Annotated in this window: 20 protein-coding genes and 1 pseudogene; 9 read left to right on the plus strand and 12 right to left on the minus strand. The window is 74.3% G+C overall.

All coding sequences use genetic code 11. The annotated features are described in order from the left end of the window. Window positions 1-31: 31 nt before the first annotated feature. Window positions 32-2,110, minus strand: coding sequence for an AfsR/SARP family transcriptional regulator (locus tag HNR10_RS30070; RefSeq protein WP_179829332.1), 2,079 nt, complete (start codon window positions 2,108-2,110; stop codon window positions 32-34). A gap of 108 nt (window positions 2,111-2,218) precedes the next feature. On the opposite strand from HNR10_RS30070, the gene HNR10_RS30075 reads away from it, so the two are divergent. Continuing rightward, on the plus strand, window positions 2,219-3,091 hold the full coding sequence (locus tag HNR10_RS30075) for an alpha/beta fold hydrolase (RefSeq protein ID WP_179829333.1): 873 nt from the start codon (window positions 2,219-2,221) through the stop codon (window positions 3,089-3,091). A 119-nt stretch (window positions 3,092-3,210) separates the two neighbouring features. Next, complete coding sequence (locus HNR10_RS30080) at window positions 3,211-3,684, plus strand: VOC family protein (RefSeq protein WP_179829334.1); 474 nt, start codon at window positions 3,211-3,213, stop codon at window positions 3,682-3,684. Window positions 3,685-3,767: 83 nt separating this feature from the next. On the opposite strand, the gene HNR10_RS30085 is transcribed toward HNR10_RS30080, so the two are convergent. After that, window positions 3,768-4,745: an aldo/keto reductase gene (locus tag HNR10_RS30085; RefSeq protein ID WP_179829335.1), complete on the minus strand. Its 978-nt coding sequence runs from the start codon at window positions 4,743-4,745 to the stop codon at window positions 3,768-3,770. A gap of 11 nt (window positions 4,746-4,756) precedes the next feature. Then, window positions 4,757-5,290 (minus strand): annotated as a pseudogene (locus HNR10_RS30090) (helix-turn-helix domain-containing protein); the annotation flags it as partial. 77 nt (window positions 5,291-5,367) lie between these two features. Between HNR10_RS30090 and HNR10_RS30095 the strand changes: the two are divergent. Beyond that, on the plus strand, window positions 5,368-5,685 hold the full coding sequence (locus HNR10_RS30095) for a cupin domain-containing protein (RefSeq protein ID WP_218898148.1): 318 nt from the start codon (window positions 5,368-5,370) through the stop codon (window positions 5,683-5,685). On the opposite strand, the gene HNR10_RS30100 is transcribed toward HNR10_RS30095, so the two are convergent. Then, window positions 5,682-6,485 (minus strand): TetR/AcrR family transcriptional regulator, encoded by an 804-nt coding sequence (locus HNR10_RS30100; protein WP_179830051.1) that lies wholly within the window; start codon window positions 6,483-6,485, stop codon window positions 5,682-5,684. The genes HNR10_RS30095 and HNR10_RS30100 overlap by 4 nt on opposite strands. A gap of 94 nt (window positions 6,486-6,579) precedes the next feature. On the opposite strand from HNR10_RS30100, the gene HNR10_RS30105 reads away from it, so the two are divergent. Then, a complete protein-coding gene (locus HNR10_RS30105) occupies window positions 6,580-8,832 on the plus strand; it encodes an ATP-binding cassette domain-containing protein (protein WP_179830052.1) in 2,253 nt (750 codons plus the stop codon). A gap of 13 nt (window positions 8,833-8,845) precedes the next feature. On the opposite strand, the gene HNR10_RS30110 is transcribed toward HNR10_RS30105, so the two are convergent. The 5 genes from HNR10_RS30110 to HNR10_RS30130 form a co-directional block, all read right to left on the minus strand. Beyond that, on the minus strand, window positions 8,846-9,583 hold the full coding sequence (locus tag HNR10_RS30110; protein ID WP_179829336.1) for a DUF4287 domain-containing protein: 738 nt from the start codon (window positions 9,581-9,583) through the stop codon (window positions 8,846-8,848). A gap of 203 nt (window positions 9,584-9,786) precedes the next feature. Then, a complete protein-coding gene (gene crcB / locus HNR10_RS30115; protein ID WP_312889462.1) occupies window positions 9,787-10,167 on the minus strand; it encodes a fluoride efflux transporter CrcB in 381 nt (126 codons plus the stop codon). Beyond that, window positions 10,164-10,592 (minus strand): fluoride efflux transporter CrcB, encoded by a 429-nt coding sequence (gene crcB / locus HNR10_RS30120; protein WP_179829337.1) that lies wholly within the window; start codon window positions 10,590-10,592, stop codon window positions 10,164-10,166. Before crcB (HNR10_RS30120) ends, crcB (HNR10_RS30115) begins: the two co-directional genes overlap by 4 nt. A gap of 149 nt (window positions 10,593-10,741) precedes the next feature. Continuing rightward, window positions 10,742-12,658, minus strand: coding sequence for an ABC transporter ATP-binding protein (locus tag HNR10_RS30125; protein WP_179829338.1), 1,917 nt, complete (start codon window positions 12,656-12,658; stop codon window positions 10,742-10,744). 63 nt (window positions 12,659-12,721) lie between these two features. Beyond that, complete coding sequence (locus tag HNR10_RS30130) at window positions 12,722-13,633, minus strand: EamA family transporter (protein WP_246406482.1); 912 nt, start codon at window positions 13,631-13,633, stop codon at window positions 12,722-12,724. Between the two features lie 69 nt (window positions 13,634-13,702). On the opposite strand from HNR10_RS30130, the gene HNR10_RS30135 reads away from it, so the two are divergent. Continuing rightward, on the plus strand, window positions 13,703-14,557 hold the full coding sequence (locus HNR10_RS30135; RefSeq protein ID WP_179829340.1) for a LysR family transcriptional regulator: 855 nt from the start codon (window positions 13,703-13,705) through the stop codon (window positions 14,555-14,557). A gap of 10 nt (window positions 14,558-14,567) precedes the next feature. Here the strand turns inward: HNR10_RS30135 and HNR10_RS30140 are convergent, their stop codons facing one another. Continuing rightward, complete coding sequence (locus HNR10_RS30140) at window positions 14,568-15,263, minus strand: sensor domain-containing protein (RefSeq protein ID WP_179829341.1); 696 nt, start codon at window positions 15,261-15,263, stop codon at window positions 14,568-14,570. Window positions 15,264-15,660: 397 nt separating this feature from the next. Here HNR10_RS30140 and HNR10_RS30145 point away from each other — a divergent pair, with 397 nt between their 5' ends. Next, window positions 15,661-16,227 (plus strand): GNAT family N-acetyltransferase, encoded by a 567-nt coding sequence (locus tag HNR10_RS30145; RefSeq protein ID WP_179829342.1) that lies wholly within the window; start codon window positions 15,661-15,663, stop codon window positions 16,225-16,227. Then, the gene (locus tag HNR10_RS30150; RefSeq protein ID WP_179829343.1) at window positions 16,224-16,832 is read left to right on the plus strand and encodes a hypothetical protein; all 609 of its coding nucleotides are present in this window, start codon (window positions 16,224-16,226) and stop codon (window positions 16,830-16,832) included. Before HNR10_RS30145 ends, HNR10_RS30150 begins: the two co-directional genes overlap by 4 nt. Window positions 16,833-16,848: 16 nt before the next feature. Here the strand turns inward: HNR10_RS30150 and HNR10_RS30155 are convergent, their stop codons facing one another. After that, the gene (locus HNR10_RS30155; RefSeq protein ID WP_179829344.1) at window positions 16,849-17,256 is read right to left on the minus strand and encodes a MarR family winged helix-turn-helix transcriptional regulator; all 408 of its coding nucleotides are present in this window, start codon (window positions 17,254-17,256) and stop codon (window positions 16,849-16,851) included. A 110-nt stretch (window positions 17,257-17,366) separates the two neighbouring features. On the opposite strand from HNR10_RS30155, the gene HNR10_RS30160 reads away from it, so the two are divergent. Continuing rightward, complete coding sequence (locus HNR10_RS30160) at window positions 17,367-17,873, plus strand: macro domain-containing protein (RefSeq protein WP_179829345.1); 507 nt, start codon at window positions 17,367-17,369, stop codon at window positions 17,871-17,873. Here the strand turns inward: HNR10_RS30160 and HNR10_RS30165 are convergent. Next, the gene (locus HNR10_RS30165) at window positions 17,870-18,487 is read right to left on the minus strand and encodes a helix-turn-helix domain-containing protein (RefSeq protein WP_179829346.1); all 618 of its coding nucleotides are present in this window, start codon (window positions 18,485-18,487) and stop codon (window positions 17,870-17,872) included. The two genes, HNR10_RS30160 and HNR10_RS30165, sit on opposite strands and share 4 nt — an antisense overlap. A gap of 79 nt (window positions 18,488-18,566) precedes the next feature. Between HNR10_RS30165 and HNR10_RS30170 the strand changes: the two genes are divergently transcribed. Next, window positions 18,567-19,586, plus strand: coding sequence for an NAD(P)/FAD-dependent oxidoreductase (locus tag HNR10_RS30170; RefSeq protein ID WP_179829347.1), 1,020 nt, complete (start codon window positions 18,567-18,569; stop codon window positions 19,584-19,586). The last annotated feature ends 19 nt before the right edge of the window (window positions 19,587-19,605 follow it).

Genomic DNA, 19,605 nt, shown 5'->3' on the forward strand with positions numbered 1-19,605 from the left:
TGTGGTGGCAGCCCCGCCCGGCGCCCCCCGTTCAGGGACGCTCGTCCAGGGCGGTGCCGAGCGCGTCGAGGTGGTCGGCGACCGGTCCCAGCGTGAGGAGTCCGCTGCCCGCTCCGGCCTGTTCGTTCGCCGCCGGGGCGAGCGCGTGGCGGGCGCGCCGCATCGTGTCGCGGTCGTCCAGGCGCAGGGCCGCCCGGGCGGTCAGGCACCACAGGGCCTCCAGCAGCAGGTCCGAGGGCGGGTCCGGGACGCGGCGCAGCGCCGCGGCGGCCTCGTCCGGGCGTCCCTGGGCCAGCAGCACCAGCGGGCGCGTCCACGGCTCGAAGGGGCCCCAGTCGGCGGACCCGTCCGCCGGTGCGGGCAGGCCGCGCCGCTCGCTCAGGCACAGCAGCGCCAGGGCGGGCAGGCCGGCCGCCAGGCCCGGCATGCCCGAGCCGTGCAGGTGGTCGGCGGCCTCCCGGTAGGCGGCCTCGGCCGTGGCGTAGGGCACCCGGTCGTCGTCGGCCAGGCGCATCGCCCGGTACCACCGGGTGAACACGCCGGCCAGGGGCCGTTCGTGCCGCGCGGCCAGGCGGTCGACGTCCGCCGCGTGGGCCTCGGCCCCCGCCCGGTCGCCCAGTGCTGAGCGCGCCTGGAGACGGACCAGATGGCCCAGGACCTCGAAGCCGGGCAGGCCGTGCCGGGCCGACACGTCGACCAGTTCGGCGCCGACCGCGTCGCGCTCGGGCGCCCGGCCGGCGCGGTCGAAGCTCTGCATGAACACGCCGTTGAGCGCGAAGGCCAGCAGCGCGGCGTCGCCCAGGCCGCGGGCGATCCGCTCCGCCTCGCGGGCGGCGCGCAGGGCGCGGGTGGAGCCGGTGCCGCGCGACTCCAGGGCGACCGTGGCCAGCAACCGGGCGCGGACCGCGTCGTGGCCGTGCGGGGGCAGCGCGCCCAGGGCGCGCTCGGCGGCGGCCACCACCCGTGCGGCCTGGGCGGAGTCGTCGGAGCGGGTCCAGATCGCGGGCACGTCGTAGGCGCCGATGACGCGCGCGGTCAGTTCGGGGTCGCCCAGCTCCTCGGCGGCCGTGATGGCGGCGGTGCGCTGCCGGCGGGCCTCCTCCAGGCCGCCGGCGCCGGTCATCGCGAGCTCGCGCAACAGCCCCACGGTCGACTCCAGGCGTGCGCGGGACCCGGCCGCCACGGTGCGGTCGAAGGCGGCGCTGGCCCGGGCCCACACGCGCTCGGCCACGGCGTCGGGGCCGGACGTGTCCCCTGCCCCGGCCGCGGGTCCGGGCTCATCGCCGGAGGCGGCGTCGCGGTCCGCGCCGGACCCTTCTCCGGATCCGGGCTCGTCCGCGGTCGCGGGCTCGGGCGAGAGGTGGTCGGCGTGGCGGAGCACGTCCTGCTCCAGGCGGCGCAGGCGCGGTCCCGGGTCCACACCCAGCTCCTCGACCAGGAGCGTGCGCGCGCGGCGCAGCACCGCCAGCGCGTCACCCTGGCGGCCTGAGCGGTACAGGGCCAGGGCGAGCAGGCGCCAGGCGTCCTCGCGCCAAGGGTGCTCGGCGGCGTGCGCGTCCAGGTCGGCGACGGCCTCGGCGGCCCGTCCCAGGTCGAGCCGGGCACGGCCGTACTCCTCGACGGCGTGCAGGCGCAGCTCCGCCAGGCGGGAGCGCTCGGCCCGGGTCCAGGGCTCGTCGGCGAAGTCGGCGTAGGCCGGGCCGCGCCACCGGTCCAGGGCTCGTCGCAGCTGGTCGAGGCGGGCCGACGCGGGCAGCGCGCCGGCGCCGGACACCTCCCGTTCGAAGCGCCAGGCGTCCACCGTGTCCGGCCCGGTGCGCAGGGCGTAGCCGGGCCCCTCGGTCACCAGCAGACGGGCGGGCGCGCGCGGTTCGCGCCCGGGCTCCAGTGCGCGCCGCAGGGCCGCCACGAAGGTGCGCACCGCTCCAACCGCGCCCGGGGGCGGGTCCTCCCACAGGTCATCGACGAGGCGGTCGACGGGCACGACGCGGCGGCGGGCCAGCAGGAGCCGGGCCAGGACCGCGCGGTGGCGCGGCCCCCTGAGAGCCACGGGCTCGCCGGTGCCGTCCCAGGCCGCGACCGGCCCCAGAACCCCGAACTCGACCTCCACGGGCCACCTTCCGCCTCGGGCGCCCCCTGGCGGGGCGCGCTCATCGGTTGCTCATCCGCGACCGGCACGCTGCACGTACGGGTTCGTCGACGAAGGAGAAGAAGAACCATGATGCCTGCTGGATTCGAGTACCGGAGCGTGCGTGTCGCCGACGGGGTGTCGCTGCACGCGGCCGTGGGCGGCGAGGGCCGCCCCCTCGTGCTGCTGCACGGCTTCCCCCAGACCCACCTGATGTGGCGGCACGTGGCCGCGGACCTGGCCGCCGACCACACGGTGATCTGCCCCGACCTGCGCGGCTACGGAGCCAGTGACAAGCCCGTCGAGGACGGTGCCGACACCTACTCCAAGCGGACCATGGCCGCCGACGTCGTCGCCCTGGCCCGCGCCCTGGGCCACGAGCGCTTCGCCCTGGCCGGGCACGACCGCGGCGCGCTGGTGGCCCTGCGCGCCGGGCTCGACCACCCCGGGGCCGTCACCCACCTGGCCTGCCTCGACGTCCTGCCGACCCTGGACATGTGGGAGGTGCTGCACGGAGCCGGCGCCGCGGTGGCCTTCCACCTGTACCTGATGGCCCAGCCGCCGGGGCTGCCCGAACGGATGATCGCCGCCGAGGCCGACGCGTTCTTCGGCCACTTCCTCGACCTGTGGGCGGGGGACGCGGGGGCGATTCCCGAGGACGTGCGCGCCGCCTACCTGGACGCCTGCCGCGCGGCGGTGCCCTCCATCGTGGCCGACTACCGGGCCTCGGCCGGAGTGGACGTCGACCACGACCGGGCCGACCGGGACGCCGGGCGGCGCCTGGAGATGCCGGTGAGCGTGCTCCAGCAGGACTGGGGCGCGGCGCTGGGCTACGACGCGGCCGCGGTGTGGTCGCGGTGGGCGTCGGACCTGCGCCACTCGACCGTCACCAGCGGCCACTTCATGGCCGAGGAGGACCCGGCCGGGGTGGTCGAGGCCCTGCGCGAACTCCTGGCCCGCTGAGCCCTGCGCCACGGGCCCCGCGAGGGGCTTGCCCGGGCGCGCCCCGCCCTGGTTCGGTGGTGCCCGCCCGGCCGCGCCCGCGGTCGGGCGAGGGCAGTGACGGCAGGGAGGTGGAGCCGATGGCGGCGTTCTATCATGTGTGCTTCGTGGTCCCCGACCTGGAGGCGGCGATGGGCGACCTGGCGGCGAGTGCCGGGGTGGGCTGGTCCGAGCCCCGGTCGGACCGGATCGGCGACTGGGACTTCCGGATCGTGTTCACCACCGGCGGTGCCCCCTTCATCGAACTCATCGAGGGGCCCGAGGGGAGTCCGTGGGACTGCGGGGGACGGGCGCGCTTCGACCACCTGGGCTTCTGGTCGGCGTCGGTGGAGCGGGCCTCGGCGGCGCTGTCGGTGTCGGGGATGCCGGAGGACTTCTCCGGGTGCCCGTACGGGCGGCCGTTCGCCTACCACCGGGTCGAGGGGATCGGGGCACGGGTGGAGATGGTGGACGCCTCGCGCCAGGAGGCGTTCCTGCGCGCGTGGGATCCGGGCGGGGCGGCCGGGCCGGTCCTGCCCGCGCCCGGCCCGGCCGGTGCGCCACGTGCGGAGTGAGGGGTCTCGGGCCCGGGGCGCGGCCCCGGGCCCGAGGTGGTCAGGCGGTGCGGTCCCTGGCGCGGTGCGCCGGGGACCGCTGCTCACCACAGGTGGTGGACCTGGGGCCGGATGAGCTCGTCGTAGACCTCGCGCACGCGCGCGAGTGTGGCCTCGTCCAGCGGGGGCAGCTGCTCCGCCGCCGCGTTGGCGTGGGCCTGGGCGGCGTTGCGGGCACCGGGGATGACGACGCTGACGCCGTCCTGGTCCAGGATCCAGCGCAGCGCGAACTGGGCCATGGTGGCGCCCTCGGGGACCAGGGGCCGCAGCCGCTCGACGGCCTCCAGCCCGCTTGCGAAGTCCACACCGGAGAAGGTCTCGCCCTTGTCGAAGGCCTCGCCCTGGCGGTTGAAGGTACGGTGGTCGTCGTCGCCGAAGGTGGTGTCGCGGGTGTAGCGGCCGCTGAGCAGCCCGCTGGCCAGCGGCACGCGCGCGATGACGCCCACCCCGGCCTCGCGGGCGGCGGGCAGGACCCGCTCCAGGGGCTTGTGGCGGAACGCGTTGAGGATGATCTGGACAGTGGCCACGTTCGGGCGGGCGATGGCGGCGAGCGCCTCCTCGCAGGTCTCCACCGAGACCCCGTAGGCCTTCATCAGGCCCTCGTCGACCATGTCGTCCAGGTCGTCGAAGACGGCGTCGGCGGCGATGACCGCCGGGGGCGGGCAGTGCAGTTGGACGAGGTCGATGGTGTCCACGCCCAGGTTGGCGCGGGACTCGTCGTTCCAGGCGCGGAAGTTGTCGGGGTTGTAGTTCTCCGGCTCCTGGGGCAGGCGGCGGCCCATCTTGGTGGCCACGGTCAGGTGCGGGTACTCCTTGAGGAGTCGGCCCACGATCTGTTCGCTGCGTCCGTCGCCGTAGACGTCGGCGGTGTCGAAGAAGGTCACGCCGTCCTCCACGGCGGCGTGCAGGGCGGCCATGGCATCGGTCTCGCTGACCTCGCCCCAGGCTGATCCGATCTGCCAGGCGCCGAAGCCGACGGCGCCGACGGGCGTGCGTGTACGGCCGAGTTCGCGTGTCTCCATGACCGATGATCCTACGCCCGGTGGGAGCGCTCCACCGACACCGCGCCCGGGCCGGTCCGCGGCCCGAAGCGGTCGCGGTACACCGCCGGGCTCACCCCGGTGTGCGCGGGGACGGTGGCGCGGAGGTTGGCGGTGCTGCCCAGGCCGCTGGCCCGTGCCACCGCTTCGAACCCCATCCCGCCGAGTTCGATGAGGCGGCAGGCCAGCAGTGCGCGTTCGGAGCGCAGCCACGCCAGGAGCGTCGTGCCCAGTTCGGTCCGGAAGCGGCGGTGCAGGGTGGCGGGACTGACCGCGGCGCGGCTCGCGAGGTCGGCGACGGCCAGGGGCGCGTCCAGTCGTTCCCGGGCCCAGTCCAGGACGGGGGACAGGGAGGTGTCGGCGGTCGCGGGCAGGGGGCGCCGCACGTACTGGCGCTGGCCGCCCCCGCGCTGTCCGCTGAAGACCAGGCGGCGGCCGACGGTGTTGGCGCTGTCGGCCCCGTGGTCGCGGCGGACCAGGTGCAGGCCCAGGTCCAGGGCGGCGGCGCTGCCCGCCGCGGTGAGGACGTCTGGCACGCCCACGACGACACCGACGAGTTCTTCCCACCCGTCTCCCACCATCGCCCCCCGGCGCTACGCGGAGGGTGGGGCTTCCACCCTCAGCCGAGAGCCTCCAGCTTCAGTTCTTCCTGGTCCTGGACGGAATCCTGCGGATCCGCCTGCGCCGGGACGCCGACTCCCCCGAGCGCGTGGTCGACCTCGCCAGGGGAGCGGTGTTCACCGTGTCGCGCGGCACCGAGCACCGCCCGGAGTCGGACGGGGGCGCCTCGATCCTGCTGTTCGAACCGACCGGGACGCTGACCGTGGGCGACCGGAACGAGGACGTGCCCGCGCACGTGGACGCCACCGCCGGCCACCCGCTCGAACCGGGCCAGGGTGAGCGACCGCCGCACACGCCCTAGGAGCCGGCCGTGCCGATCCGGGCCCGCACCCCGTCGAGCAGGGCCTCCAGTCCGAACCGGAAGGTCTCCCACGCCTCCTGTTCGAGGTAGGGCTCGGTCGGGTCCTCGTTGCCGAAGGCCCCGCTCTCGGCCATCCGGGACAGCACGGGGAACCGCTCGGTGAAGTCGGGCGCGACGTCCTCCAGCTGCCCGGAGCGCCCGTACCACCACTCGTCCTCGGGCTGTCCCGTGACGAGTGGTGCCTGGCGGGACTCCGCGGCCGTCTGCACGAAACCGCGGACCATGGTGAACAGGCTGCCGAAGGTACTGCGGATCTGGTCGGGGGCCAGGCCCGCCTCCTCCAGTACGGCGGCCATGGACTCGAAGAGCCGGTACTCGTTCGGTCCCAGGACGGGGCGGGCCTGGGAGACCTCCAGCGTCCAGGGGTGGCGCAGGTAGAAGTCCCACAGGCGCTGGGCCCAGGCCGTGGTGGCCTCGCGCCAGGGCCGCGGCTCCGCCTGCTCGGCCGCGTCGGCCAGCTCGCCGAAGGCCTGGTCGTACATCAGCTCGATGAGTTCGTTCTTGCTGGCCACGTAGGTGTACAGCGACATCGCGGTGCGGCCCAGGCGCGCGCCGACGGCCTTCATGGACAGCGCGCCCATGCCCTGCTCGTCGGCGACCGCGATCGCCGTGTCCACCACCAGGTCGACGCTCAGTTCGGGCTTGGGTCCCGGTGCGGTCCGGTCGCCGTCGTCCTGGGGCGAGCGCCACAGCAGGGCCATGGAGCGACGGACGTCACTCTGCCCGGCATAGATGACCACTTGCATCTCCTTAGTGTATAAACTAACGTTCGCAGGCCGTCAGTTTACCGCATAAGGATTTCCGAGGAGCAGAGTGCCTTCCGAACCCATCGCCATGGCGGACACCCACGACACCATCCAGGTCAGAGGGGCCAGGGAGAACAACCTCGCCGACGTGTCACTGGATCTCCCCAAGCGCCGGCTGAGCGTCTTCACCGGCCTCTCCGGCTCCGGGAAGTCCTCGCTCGTCTTCGGCACCATCGCCGCCGAGTCCCAGCGGCTCATCAACGAGACCTACAGCACCTTCGTCCAGGGCTTCATGCCCAGCCTGGGGCGGCCGGACGTGGACAGCCTGCGCAACCTGAGCGCCGCCATCATCGTCGACCAGGAGCGGATGGGCGCCAACTCCCGCTCCACGGTCGGTACCGCCACGGACGCGGCCGCCATGCTGCGCATCGTCTTCAGCCGCGCCGGGACCCCGCGCCTGGAGCCCTCCAGCGTGTTCAGCTTCAACACCTCCGAGGGCATGTGCCCCGAGTGCGAGGGGCTGGGCCGCACCGACCAGATCGACCTGGACGAGCTCTTCGACCGCGACCTGTCGCTCAACGAGGGCGCCATCAGCGTCCCCGGCTTCGCCGTCGGCAACTGGTACTGGCAGGTCATGGCCGACTCCGGGCTGCTGGACGCCGACCGCAGGCTGCGCGACTACACCCCCGAGGAGTGGGAGACCTTCCTGCACCGGGGCGCCACCAAGGTCAAGGTCGGCAACCACTCCTTCAACTACGAGGGCCTCCTGGTCAAGGTGCGCCGCACGATCCTGTCCAAGGACCGCGACGCCATGCAGCCCCACCTGCGTGCGTTCGTGGACCGGGCCGTGACCTTCTCCACCTGCCCCGCGTGCGAGGGCTCGCGCCTGAACGCCGAGGCCCGGTCGGTCACGGTCGAGGGGCGCACCATCGCCGAGTGCTCGGCCATGCAGATCAACGACCTCGCCCGCTTCGTCCGGACCATCGACGAACCCTCCGTCAAACCGCTCGTGGACAACCTCGGCCACACCCTCGATTCGCTGGTGGAGGTGGGCCTGGGGTACCTGAGCCTGGACCGGGAGTCGGGCACGCTCTCCGGCGGCGAGGCGCAGCGGGTCAAGATGGTCCGCCACCTGGGCTCCAGCCTCAGCGACGTCACCTACGTCTTCGACGAGCCCACCGTGGGGCTGCACCCCCACGACATCGAGCGGATGAACAACCTGCTGCTGAGCCTGCGCGACAACGGCAACACCGTCCTGGTCGTGGAGCACAAGCCCGAGACCATCGCGATCGCCGACCACGTCGTGGACCTGGGGCCGGGCGCGGGCCCCGACGGCGGGCGCGTCATGTACACGGGCGACGTGGCGGGCCTGCGCGACTCCGACACGCTCACCGGCCGCCACCTGGACCACCGCGTGTCACTGCGGGAGCGGATCCGTGAGCCCCGCGGGTCCATCCCCATCCGGGGGGCGAACACCCACAACCTCCGCGACGTCGACGCCGACGTGCCCCTGGGGGTGCTCACCGTGGTCACCGGCGTGGCCGGCTCCGGAAAGAGTTCCCTCATCCACGGGACGCTGCCCGGCCGCGAGGACGTGGTGGTCGTCGACCAGTCGCCGATCCGCGGGTCGCGCCGCTCCAACCCGGCCACCTACACCGGCCTGCTCGACCCCATCCGCACGGCCTTCGCCCGTGCCAACAACGTCAAGGCCTCGCTGTTCAGCGCCAACTCCGAGGGGGCCTGCCCCGAGTGCAAGGGCGCCGGGGTCATCTACACCGACCTGGCGATGATGGCCGGGGTCGCGTCCACGTGCGAGAAGTGCGAGGGGCGCCGGTTCCGCGCCGAGGTCCTGACCCACGAGCTGCGCGGCCGCAACATCAGCCAGGTGCTGGCGATGTCGGTGGAGGAGGCGCGCGACTTCTTCCCCGGCGGGAACGCGCGCACCATCCTGAACCGGCTGCACGACGTGGGGCTGGGCTACCTCGGGCTGGGCCAGCCGCTGACCACGCTCTCGGGCGGTGAGCGCCAGCGGCTCAAGCTCGCGATCAGCATGGCCCGCGAGGCGGCGGTCTACGTCATGGACGAGCCCACGACCGGCCTGCACCTGGCCGACGTGGACCGGCTCCTGGCGCTGCTGGACCGCCTGGTCGACGACGGCAACACGGTGGTGGTCATCGAACACCACCAGGCCGTGATGGCGCACGCCGACCACATCATCGACCTCGGCCCGGGGGCCGGGCACGACGGCGGACGCGTGGTCTTCGCCGGCACGCCCGCCGACCTGGTGGCGGACGGTGACACCCTCACCGCCCGCCACCTGCGCACCTACCTGGGCATGTAGGCGGACCGGCGGGTCAGCTCGGGCCCTGCTCCAGCAGGGCCTTGAGCCGGCTCAGCCGCTCCCGCCACATCGTCTTGGCCTCGGCGGCCCGGTCGGCGTCGGCGAGCCTGGAGTGCTCGACCGCGACCGTGGTCTTGGCCGGGCCCTTGGCGGTGAACTCGAAGGCCAGCCGGGTGCCGCCCTCGAAGTCCGCGCGCAGCCGCTTGGGCGCGTTCGCCGTGCGCACGGCGAACGCGTGGTCCGGCAGCCAGCGCCCGCGCTCGGCCTCCTCGGTCACGGCCGCGAAGACCCGCTCGGCGGGGACGTCGACGGTCCTGCTCGCGCTGCAGGCGAACCCGTCCTTCTTCTGGCCGGGGACGCGCAGCCCGCGCGCCTGTTCGTAGGCGACGGTGACGGTCTGGGCCCACCAACCGCCGACCCCGTGCTCGTCGACCAGCCACGCGGCCATCTCGGTGTGGGTCCGGTCGGTGGCGCCCCAGGCGTCGAGCAGGTCGAACCACTGGTCGTAGCCGCGCCCGGTGGTGCGGAGCAGGGCCTCGTCGGAGACGCGGCTGCTGATCGCCGCGGTCGTCGGTGGAATCGCGGCTCCGCTCCGCGCCGGGCGCTCGGCCGCGGGAGCGGCGGTCGCGGGATCCGGGGCGGGCGGCTCCCCGTCGCGGCCGACAAGGTGGGCGCGCGCGGCGGTGTAGCTCTCCCCGGTCTTGTCCATCCGGGCGCGTACGCGCTGCTTGAAGGACTTCTGCCTGGTCATGACGGCTCCTCGGCGACAGCGGCGAAAGCCCACGCCTTCCCCGCCCGCCGGTGGGCACCTCATGCCGGCGTCCCGAGGACTCGAAGTCCCCTTTGCCCCCGTCAGGGCCGACGGCGTGGGCGTCGAAGCCGGGGGTTGGGCGCGGGACCGCGCCGCTCACCAGCTTACCGCGGCGGCCTCCGGGGCTCCAGCCCCGCCGCGGTTCAGCCCAGCACGGCCAGCCCCGCGGTCCAGCCCAGGGTCGCGGCGGCCAGCCCCGCCACGACGGTCAGGGCCACGTAGAGCACCGCGTGGGCGCGGGCTCCGGACTCGGCCAGGAGCAGGGTTTCGTAGCCGAGCGTGCTGAAGGTGGTCAGCGCACCGCAGAATCCGGTGCCCAGTGCGGCGGTCGCCGTTCCCGGGAGGGCGCCCGACGCCGAGGCGGCCAGAACCAGGCCGAGGAGCAGTGAGCCGGTGGTGTTGACGGTGAGGGTGCCCCACGGCAGGACGGTCTCGCCGCGGGACCTGAGGGCCAGGTCGATGAGGAAGCGGCTGACGGCGCCCAGCGCCGATCCCGCCGCCACGGAGGCCGCGACCAGGCTCACGCTCGCGCTCCCCAGGACCGGTCGGTCAGGGCTCGGGCGAGGGCGGCGCCCGCCCACACGGCCGCGAGGGCGCCGACCAGCGTGGCCGCCAGGTACACGAGCGCCGTGCCGGCGGTTCCGGCCCCGACCAGGCCGAGGGTGTCCACGGCGTAGGTGGAGAAGGTCGTGAAGCCGCCCAGGACGCCCACGCCGAGGAAGGGGCGGACGAGCCGGTGCGGACGCACCGCCCGGGAGACCAGGACCGCCAGGACGCCCATGGCGAAGGAGCCGGTGACGTTCGCGGAGAAGGTCGCCCAGGGGAATCCGGCTCCGGTGTGCGGTACCAGGAGGAGCAGGGCGTAGCGGGCGCTGCCGCCCAGGGCACCGCCCGCGGCGATGGCCAGCAGGGTGTCCCCGGTACCGCGCCACCTCGATGGGCCGGTCAATGCGCTCTCCCTTCCAGGCGCGCGGGGCGGCGCCGGGCACGAACATGGTCGACCGTCAGCATGCCACCGACCGGCCCGAACGCGCCGCAGGCCCCCCGCGCACGGGCCGTCCCCCCGGTGTGGCGCCACCGGGGGGACGGGGTCGGGGGTCAGCGCGCGGCGACCGGCTTCTCAGCGACGGGCCGCGCGGCGACGGGTTCGGGGTCGCCGGTGGCGAACTGGGTCCGGTACAGCTGCGCGTAGCGGCCGTCCCGGGCGAGCAGTTCGGTGTGGGTGCCGCGCTCGACGATCCGTCCGGCCTCGACGACGAGGATGGCGTCGGCGGCGCGGACCGTGGAGAGCCGGTGGGCGATGACCAGTGCCGTGCGGCCGTGCAGGGCCTCGGTGAGGGCGGCCTGGACGGCGGCCTCGGACGTGGAGTCCAACGCGGAGGTCGCCTCGTCGAGGATGACGACCTCGGGGCCGGTGATGAGCAGGCGGGCAATGGTCAGCCGCTGGCGCTCGCCACCGGAGAAGCGGTAGCCGCGTTCGCCGACGACGGTGTCCAGGCCGTCGGGCAGGGCGGCGACGAGGTCGTCCAGGCGGGCGCGGCGCAGGGCGTCCCAGATCTCGTCGTCGGTGGCGTCGGGGCGGCCCAGGCTCAGGTTGGCGCGGATGCTCTCGTGGAAGAGGTGGCCGTCCTGGGTGACCATGCCCAGGGTCGCGCGGATGGAGTCGAAGCCCAGGTCGCGCACGTCCACGCCGCCCAGGCGCACGGTGCCGGCGTCGGCGTCGTACAGGCGGGGAGCCAGCTGGGCGATGGTGGACTTGCCCGCACCGGAGGATCCGACCAACGCGACGGTCTGGCCGGGTTCGATGCGGAAGGACACGTCGCGCAGCACGGGGCCGTGGTCGGCGGTGTCCAGGACGGCGACCTCCTCCAGGGAGGCGAGCGAGACCTTGTCGGCGGTGGGGTAGGAGAACTCGACGTGCTCGAACTCCAGGGCGGCGGGGCCCTCGGGCACCGAGCCCGCCTCGGGCTTCTCGTCCACGAGCGGCCGAAGATCCAGGACCTCGAAGACCCGGCTGAAGCTGACCAGGGCGCTCATCACCTCGACGCGGGCGCCGGCCAGGGCGGTCAGCGGTGCGTACAGGCGGGTCAGGAGCATGCCCATGGACACGACGGTGCCCGCGTCGAGCTGGCCGCGCAGGGCGTAGAAGCCGCCCAGGCCGTAGACCAGGGCGAGGGCGAGCGCGGAGACCAGGGTCAGGGCGGTGAAGAAGACCTCCTGGACCATCGCGGTGCGCACGCCGATGTCGCGGACGCGGCCGGCGCGGCGGGCGAACTCGGCGGACTCCTCGAGGGGCCGGCCGAAGAGTTTGACGAGGGTGGCGCCGGGGGCGGAGAAACGCTCGGTCATCTGCGTGCCCATGGCGGCGTTGTGGATGGTGCGTTCGCGTTCGATCCTGGCCAGCCGGGCGCCCATGCGCCGGGCGGGCAGGACGAACACGGGCAGCAGCAGGAGCGCGAGCAGGGTGATCTGCCAGGACAGCGCGACCATGACGGCCAGGGCCAGGACGAGGGTGACCAGGTTGCTGATCACGCCGGAGAGCACGTCGCTGAAGGCGCGCTGGGCGCCGATGACGTCGTTGTTGAGCCGGCTGACCAGGGCGCCGGTGCGGGTGCGGGTGAAGAAGGCGACCGGCATGCGCTGGATGTGGTCGTAGACGGTGGTGCGCAGGTCCAGGATGAGGCCCTCGCCGACGCGGGCCGACAGCCACCGGACGATGAGGCCGAGCGCGGCCTCGGCGACGGCCACGGCGGCGATGAGCCCGGCCAGGAGGAGGACGGGGCGCAGCGCACCGCCGTCGACGATGGTGTTGACGACCCGCCCGGCCAGGAGCGGGGAGGCCACGGCCAGGACGGCGCTCGCCACGCTCAGCGCCAGGAACCAGACCAGGTGGCGTGCGTGGGGGCGGGCGAAGGCGGCGATCCGCCGTAGGACGGGGAGGGAGAAGGGGCGCTGGTCCTCCCGGGCGTGCATCGCGTGGTAGATGGAGTTCCACGCGGCCATTTCCATGCTCATGTTCGACCACCGGACGGGTTGGGGCTGTTGCCGAGAACCCTAGAACCTCAACATTTCTTGAGGTCAACTTCCGGGTTCGGTGCGCATTCCCCGCTCCGGCGTCGGAGCCGCCGCCCTGGTCCGGCGGGGCGCCGCGGAGAGCACGCTCACCGCGTTCGCCCCCACGATGGCCGCCACCGCCAGCCACTCGACCGTGCTCAGCACCTGCCCCAGGACCACCAGCCCCACCAGCGAGGCCAGGACGGGGTGCACGCTCATGAACAGCCCGAAGAACCGGGCGGGGACGCGGCGCAGCGCCAGCAGGTCCACCAGGAAGGGCACCGCCGAGGACAGCACACCGGCCGCGGCGGCGCAGGCCAGCGCGCCCGTGGTCGGGGTGTGGTGGACGAACACCACGGCGCCCACCGGCACGAACAGCAGTCCGGACACGAGCGCGGCCGCCGCCGAGCCCTCCGCACCCGGCAGCCGCCGGCCCACCGTCCGGTTCAGCAGGATGTAGGCCGCCCAGCACGCCGCGGCCGCCAGGCCCAGGGCGATACCGATGTGGTCGGTGGTGGGCTGGGGGCGCATGAGCACGGCCACCGCCCCGGCCGCCGCCAGCGCGCACAATAGGTCGGTCGAGCGGCGGGAGGCCGCGAGGGCCACCGCCAGCGGACCCAGGAACTCCAGGGTCACCGCCAGCCCCAGGCCGATGCGGTCGATCGACAGGTACAGCGTGAGGTTCATCGTCGCGAACACGGCGGCCAGGCCCAGGACCGGCCACCACTGGGCCCGGGTGAACGACCTCAGGCGCGGCCGCCCCACCGACAGCAGCACGATTGCGGCGACCCACTGGCGGACCGCGACCACCCCGGTGGGGCCGATCACCCCGAAGGCGAGCGCGCCCGTGGCGGCGCCGACCTGGTTCGACAGTCCACCGGCCAGCATCAGGGCCACGCCGGCCGACCGTCCCGCACCCCGCGTCGAAGTCTCCATGCAGCCGAGCATGCGCCCCGGACTCGAATGCGCAAAATGCATGCTTGCGCCCATCCATACGCTGGAGTCATGGATGTCGAACTGCGCCACCTGCGCTGCCTGGTCGCCGTCGTGGACGCCGGCACCTTCACCGACGCCGCGCTCGACCTCGGCGTCTCCCAGGCGGCGGTCTCGCGCAACGTGGCCGCCCTGGAACGGATCCTGGGCGTGCGCCTGCTGCACCGCACCAGCCGGGAGGTCGCCCCGACCACGGCGGGCGTGCAGGTCCTGGCCCGCGCGCGGCACCTGCTGGCGGGCGCCGACGACCTCGTGCGCGAGGCGGTCTCCGGGCACACCCGGCTGCGGATGGGGCACGCGTGGTCGGCGATGGGGCGCCACACCGCCCGGTTCCAGCGCCGGTGGACCGAGCGCTACCCGGACATCGACCTTCAGCTCGTCCGCACCAACTCACCGACCGGGGGACTGGTCGAGGGGCTGTGCGACATCGCGGTCGTGCGGGCCCCGGTGGACGACCGCCGGCTGGAGGGGGCCACCGTCGGCCACGAGAGGCGCTACTGCGCCCTGGCCGCCGACGACCCCTGGGCCCGGCGGCGCTCCCTGACCCTGGCCCAGGTCGCCGAGCGGGTCCTGCTGGTCGACCGCCGCACCGGGACGACCACCCTGGACCTGTGGCCGCGGGACGGGCGGCCCGCCGTGGAGCACACCGGCGACATCGACGACTGGCTGTCCGCGATCACCGCGGGGCGCGGTGTGGGCATGACACCGGAGAGCACGGTCACGCAGTACCGGCGCGACGGGGTGGTCTTCCGCGCGGTGCGCGACGCCCCGTCGGTTCCGGTGCGCCTGCTGTGGCGGCGCCACGACCCCCACCCGGCCACCCACGGGGCCGTCGCGCTGCTCACGGAGCTGTACCGGGGGCGGTGACGCCCGGACCTCAGACGGAGCTGGGCACGCGCGGCGGAGCGTCGGTCGACGTGGCCGTGTCGGTGGCGCGCACGCGCACACCGGCGTCCTCGGGGGCCAGCAGGACGGCGCGGGCCAGCCCGGTCTCGGCCTGGGCGCAGGCGCGCACCACCAGCGGCGCGGTCAGGGTGAACAGCGCGCCCGCCACCATGTGGATCACGGTGGTGGCCAGGACCGGGGACTCGGGCAGGACGTGGCTGCCCACGTCGGTGTAGCCGGGAACGGTGTAGAGCGACCATCCCCAGACGGGGTGGAGCAGACCGCCCAGGGCCCCGGCCCACCAGGTGACGGTGAGGGCGAACGCGACCACCGAGACGGGGAGGCGCACGACGGCGTACAGGGCGTCCAGCCAGCTCTGCGGGCACGAGAGCGGGGTCAGCGCTCGGCGCACGGGGCCGGCTCCGGGCGCGGCCGAGCGGTAGGGGCGGCGCTCGACCGGCCGCCCCAGCACGTCGGCCAGGCGCACCCGGTCGACGTGGGAAGTCCCACGGGCGATGTGGAGCGTGCCGACCAGGACGAACAGGCCCACGACGGCGGCGGACGAGCCCGCGCCCGCGGCGAGCCCCGCCAGGACCACGGCGAAGGAGACCACGGCCAGGGGGAAGCCCAGAAGTACGTAGCGGGTCTCCGCGGCGATGCGGGCGAACGGTGTGTCGGTCGTGTCCATGGCATCGAAGCTACGCCCGCGGGAGCCGAAAGTCGGGCCTGTACACACGAGGAGCGGGGGTGGGGCCTGTACCACTCCGGACCGGAGCCCCGCGGGCCCGGAGCCAGAGGCTGTCGAGGAGGACGATGGCCCCTGAGCCCTCCAGGGCGTCGACGGCACCGGTGCGACCATCGCGCCCGTACGCAGCGACGCGTGCGGACGCACTCGCCCTCCAGCTCGGGGTCATCCCATCCGTGGGGTCGGCGCCGACGGGGTGCGCGCCCGCCTGCGCACGTTCCTGGGCCGCGTCGAGGCCGCGCTGGAGCGGCCCGGTACCTGACCTCCGCCCTGGTGCGTTCCGGCGCCCGCGGAGTGGCCGATACTGGATAGCGACACACCCACGGCGCAGGAGGACAGCGTGACGAGCAGCCACCACGACCAGGACCGGCCGGAACCGGCCTACCGCGACGCCGCACCCGCCGACGTGCCCGCCCTGGTGGACCTGGTCAACGCCTGCTACCGCGGCGACTCCTCCAGGCAGGGCTGGACCACCGAGGCCCACCTGCTGGACGGCCAGCGTGTGGACGCCGAGGGCGTCCGGGCCCTGCTGGACCGCGCGGACACCCGGCTGCTGGTCGCCGAGGTCGGCGGCGACCTCGTGGCGTGCTGCGAGCTGCGCCGCGACGGGGAGGACGCCTACTTCGGCATGTTCTCGGTGCGCCCCGGGCGACAGGGCGGGGGCCTGGGCCGGATCGTGCTCGCCGAGGCCGAGCGCTCCGCCGTGGCCGGGTGGGGCAGCCGCCGCATGCGGATGAAGGTGATCCGCCAGCGCGCCGAGCTCATCGCCTGGTACGAGCGGCGCGGCTACAAGGCCACGGGCCACACCGAGCCCTTCCCCTACGGCGACGAGTCCTTCGGTCTGCCCAAGCGATCCGACCTGGAGTTCGTCGAGCTCGTCAAGGACCTGCCGGTCGGCGTCGCGTGAGCGCCTCCACGGGGCTGCTGGCCCGGCTGCGCGGCAGTCGGCTGGCCGATGACGTCCTGACCTGGCACGACTGCTACCTGGACCGGTCGGGGTACGCCGACGAGGTGCCGCTGGCCCTGGAGTCGGGGGAGCCGCTGGTCGGCCTGGCCACCACCGGCGGTGGCGCGTCGTTCCTGCTCTGCGGCGGGGACGAGCGGCGTCCCGCGTTCTACTACGACGACGCCGACAGCGTGCTGGTGCTCGGCCGGGACCTCGCCGAGGCGGTGGAGCTGCTCATCGGCGTGCCGTACCTGATCAGCGTGTCCCACACCCTGGCCGGGCAGGGCGCCGAGGCGGCCACGGCCAGACACGCGGAACTGGTCGCCGAGGACATCGCCGTCGACGAGGAGGACAACCCGCCCGGCGCCCGCCACCACAGCGACTACCTGCGCTCGCGCGAGGAGACGCACCGGCGCCTGGCCGCGGAGCTGGGGGTGCGCGCCCTGCCCGTGTCCGCGCTCCTGCGACGGCTGGAGGAGACCGCCCGGGAGGTGGCCCCCGAGCTCCAGGTGCTCTGGGTCGACGGCGGCGAGGTCAACCCGATCCCCCACGCCCTGGCGCCCTGAGAACGCCCGGGGGCGGTCAGCCGCGTTCGAGGTTGGCGGCCATCCGCTCCAGCACGTCGACGGTGGCGCGGTACTCCTCGGCGCTGATGCCCTGGGCCAGTCGGCGGCGCGCGCCCTGCACCTTCTCGAAGAGCGCGTCGTGCGCGGCCTCGCCCTGCGCCGACAGGGACAGGGCGACCAGACCGTCGATCCAGCCGCGTGCGCGCAGTTCGTCCACGACGGGGGCGACCGAGGGCTCGTCCTCCTCCAGGAAGGCGGCCAGCCTGCGGTCCAGGTCGGCGACCGTGCCCGGTTCCGTGTGCAGGGAGTTGAGCACCTGCCAGTGGCGGCGCCCCAGGGACTCGGCTGCCAGGGTGCGGTCGAGGTCGTTCTCGATGAGCCGGTCCAGGTGTTTGAGCCAGTAGCCGATCGGTAGGTCGGACAAGGTACCTCCAGCGGGAACGGCGGTGTCCGCACGGGAGTCGACGATATCCCCGCGCGGGCCGGCCCGCCAAGGACACGCGCGGTGTCGTCGCCGCCCGCTAGTGTGTCCGCATGTCCCCTTCGTCCCCTGACACGGCACCGCCGGGCCTGCGCTTCGTCCGCGGCGACGCCACCAGCCCGCAGGCCGCCGGACCCAAGGTCATCGCCCATGTGTGCAACGACCGCGGCGGCTGGGGCAAGGGCTTCGTGCTGGCCCTGTCCAAGCGCTGGCCCGAGCCCGAGCGCGACTACCGGGCCTGGCACAGCAAGCGGGCCGACAACGACTTCGGACTGGGCGCGGTGCGCCTGGTCCGGGTCAAGCCCGACGTGTGGGTGGCCAACATGGTGGCCCAGCACGGGGTCCGGCGCGGCAGCGGCGGACCGCCCGTCCGCTACGGGGCGATCGCCGACTGCCTGCGCGCCCTGGCCCCGCAGGTCCTGGAACTGGAGGCCACCGTGCACATGCCCCGGATCGGTTGCGGACTGGCGGGCGGCAGGTGGGAGCGGGTCCAACCCCTCGTCGAGTCGGAACTGCTCGCCCGCGGCGTGCGGGTGACCGTCTACGACACCGGTTCCTAGCCGGATTCCTGGTCGGAGTCCCCGGACGAGCGCCTGGCCTTGGGGCGGGCGCGCAGGTGGGCCCGCTCGCCCTGGCGGCCGAAGAGGCTGAGGATCTCCACCGACTCCTGGTCGGCGGTGCCGAACCAGTGCGGCACGCGGGTGTCGAACTCGGCCGCCTCGCCCGGGCCGAGCACCAGGTCGTGCTCGCCCAGGACGACCCGCAGCCGCCCGTTGAGGACGTAGAGCCACTCGTAGCCCTCATGGGTCTGGGGGTCGGGTTCGGATCGGACGCCCCCGCCCGGCAGGACCATCTTGAAGGCCTGGATTCCTCCTGCCCGGCGGGTCAGGGGGATCATCGTCATGCCGTTGTTCGTGACCGGGCGCAGGTGGACGCGCGGGTCGCCCGTGGGCGGGGCGTCCACGAGTTCGTCGAGCGAGACGCCGTGCGCCTTGGCCAGGGGGAGCAGGAGTTCCAGGGTGGGCCGGCGGTCGCCGGTCTCCAACCGGGACAGGGTGCTCACCGAGATGCCGGTCGTCGCGGACAGGTCGGTCAGGGTGGTCTCGCGCTGCCGCCGCAGAGCCCGCAAGCGGGGCCCGACGCTGTCGAGGGCCTGGTCGAGTTCGTGGTCCATACGACCAGTTTGCCAGAGCGGCAACAGGGTTTGTCGAATCTCGGGGCGGGCGCGCATGGTGGTCGTGGAGGTGGTCGAGATGACCGATCGTCTGGGAGACGATTACGACGCGGTGGTGGTGGGCGGCGGAGCCGCCGGACTGAACGGGGCACTGATGCTGGCCCGCTCGCGCCGGTCGGTGGCGGTGATCGACGCGGGCGCCCCGCGCAACGCACCGGCCGAGGGCGTGCACGGACTGCTGGCACTGGACGGCACGCCGCCCGCGGAACTGCTCGCGCGTGGCAGGGCGGAGGTGCGCGGCTACGGGGGGCACGTGGTCGGCGGCGAGGTCGTCTCCGCGACACGGGAGGAGAGCGGCTTCTCCGTGGCCCTGGCCGACGGCCGCGCCGTGCGCGCGCGGCGGCTGCTGGTGACGACGGGACTGGTCGACGAGCTGCCGCCGATCCCTGGTGTGCGGGACCTGTGGGGCTCCGACGTCCTGCACTGCCCGTACTGCCACGGGTGGGAGGTCCGGGACCGGGCCGTCGGCGTGCTCGCGACGGGGCCGATGTCGGTGCACCAGGCACTGCTCTTCCGCCAGCTCACCGATGACGTCGCGTTCTTCACCCACACCGCGGAGCCGTTGGGCCGGGAGGACGCACGCAAGCTGGCCGCGCGGGGCATCACCGTGGTGCCCGGCGAGGTCGCGGCGCTGGAGACCGAGGAGGGGCGCCTGTCGGGGGTGCGCCTGGACGACGGCACGGTGGTCGGGCGCCGGGCACTGGCCGTGGCGCCGCGGATGGTGGCCCGGGCGGGCTTCCTGTCCGAGCTGGGCCTGCGCCCGAGCCCGCATCCCTCGGGGATGGGCGAGCACATCGCCGTCGACGCCACCGGAGCCACGGACGTGCCCGGCGTGTGGGCGGCGGGCAACGTCGCCGACCTGGCGGCGCAGGTCGGCGCGTCGGCGGCGGCGGGCGCCCTGGCCGGGGCGAGGATCAACGCGGACCTGGTCACCGAGGAGGTCGAGCGGGCGGTCGCGGTGTACGAGGACCCGTTCTCACCCGAATCGGAGGCACGGGTGAGCGCCAGGGTCCTGGGCGATCGGCGCCACGGACAGTGAGGGACGGAGAGGGGAGCAC

It is taken from the genome of Nocardiopsis aegyptia, assembly GCF_013410755.1.
GTDB classification, from domain to species: Bacteria; Actinomycetota; Actinomycetes; order Streptosporangiales; family Streptosporangiaceae; genus Nocardiopsis; species Nocardiopsis aegyptia.

Coding starts and splice junctions, on each gene's coding strand:
- HNR10_RS30110 (WP_179829336.1), bottom strand. CDS start 9,583: ATGACCAGGCAGAAGTCCTTCAAGCAGCGCGTACGCGCCCGGATGGAC.
- HNR10_RS30170 (WP_179829347.1), top strand. CDS start 18,567: ATGACCGATCGTCTGGGAGACGATTACGACGCGGTGGTGGTGGGCGGC.
- HNR10_RS30125 (WP_179829338.1), bottom strand. CDS start 12,658: ATGAGCATGGAAATGGCCGCGTGGAACTCCATCTACCACGCGATGCAC.
- HNR10_RS30160 (WP_179829345.1), top strand. CDS start 17,367: ATGTCCCCTTCGTCCCCTGACACGGCACCGCCGGGCCTGCGCTTCGTC.
- HNR10_RS30075 (WP_179829333.1), top strand. CDS start 2,219: ATGATGCCTGCTGGATTCGAGTACCGGAGCGTGCGTGTCGCCGACGGG.
- HNR10_RS30135 (WP_179829340.1), top strand. CDS start 13,703: ATGGATGTCGAACTGCGCCACCTGCGCTGCCTGGTCGCCGTCGTGGAC.
- HNR10_RS30105 (WP_179830052.1), top strand. CDS start 6,580: ATGGCGGACACCCACGACACCATCCAGGTCAGAGGGGCCAGGGAGAAC.
- HNR10_RS30130 (WP_246406482.1), bottom strand. CDS start 13,633: ATGGAGACTTCGACGCGGGGTGCGGGACGGTCGGCCGGCGTGGCCCTG.
- HNR10_RS30165 (WP_179829346.1), bottom strand. CDS start 18,487: ATGGACCACGAACTCGACCAGGCCCTCGACAGCGTCGGGCCCCGCTTG.
- HNR10_RS30080 (WP_179829334.1), top strand. CDS start 3,211: ATGGCGGCGTTCTATCATGTGTGCTTCGTGGTCCCCGACCTGGAGGCG.
- HNR10_RS30085 (WP_179829335.1), bottom strand. CDS start 4,745: ATGGAGACACGCGAACTCGGCCGTACACGCACGCCCGTCGGCGCCGTC.
- HNR10_RS30140 (WP_179829341.1), bottom strand. CDS start 15,263: ATGGACACGACCGACACACCGTTCGCCCGCATCGCCGCGGAGACCCGC.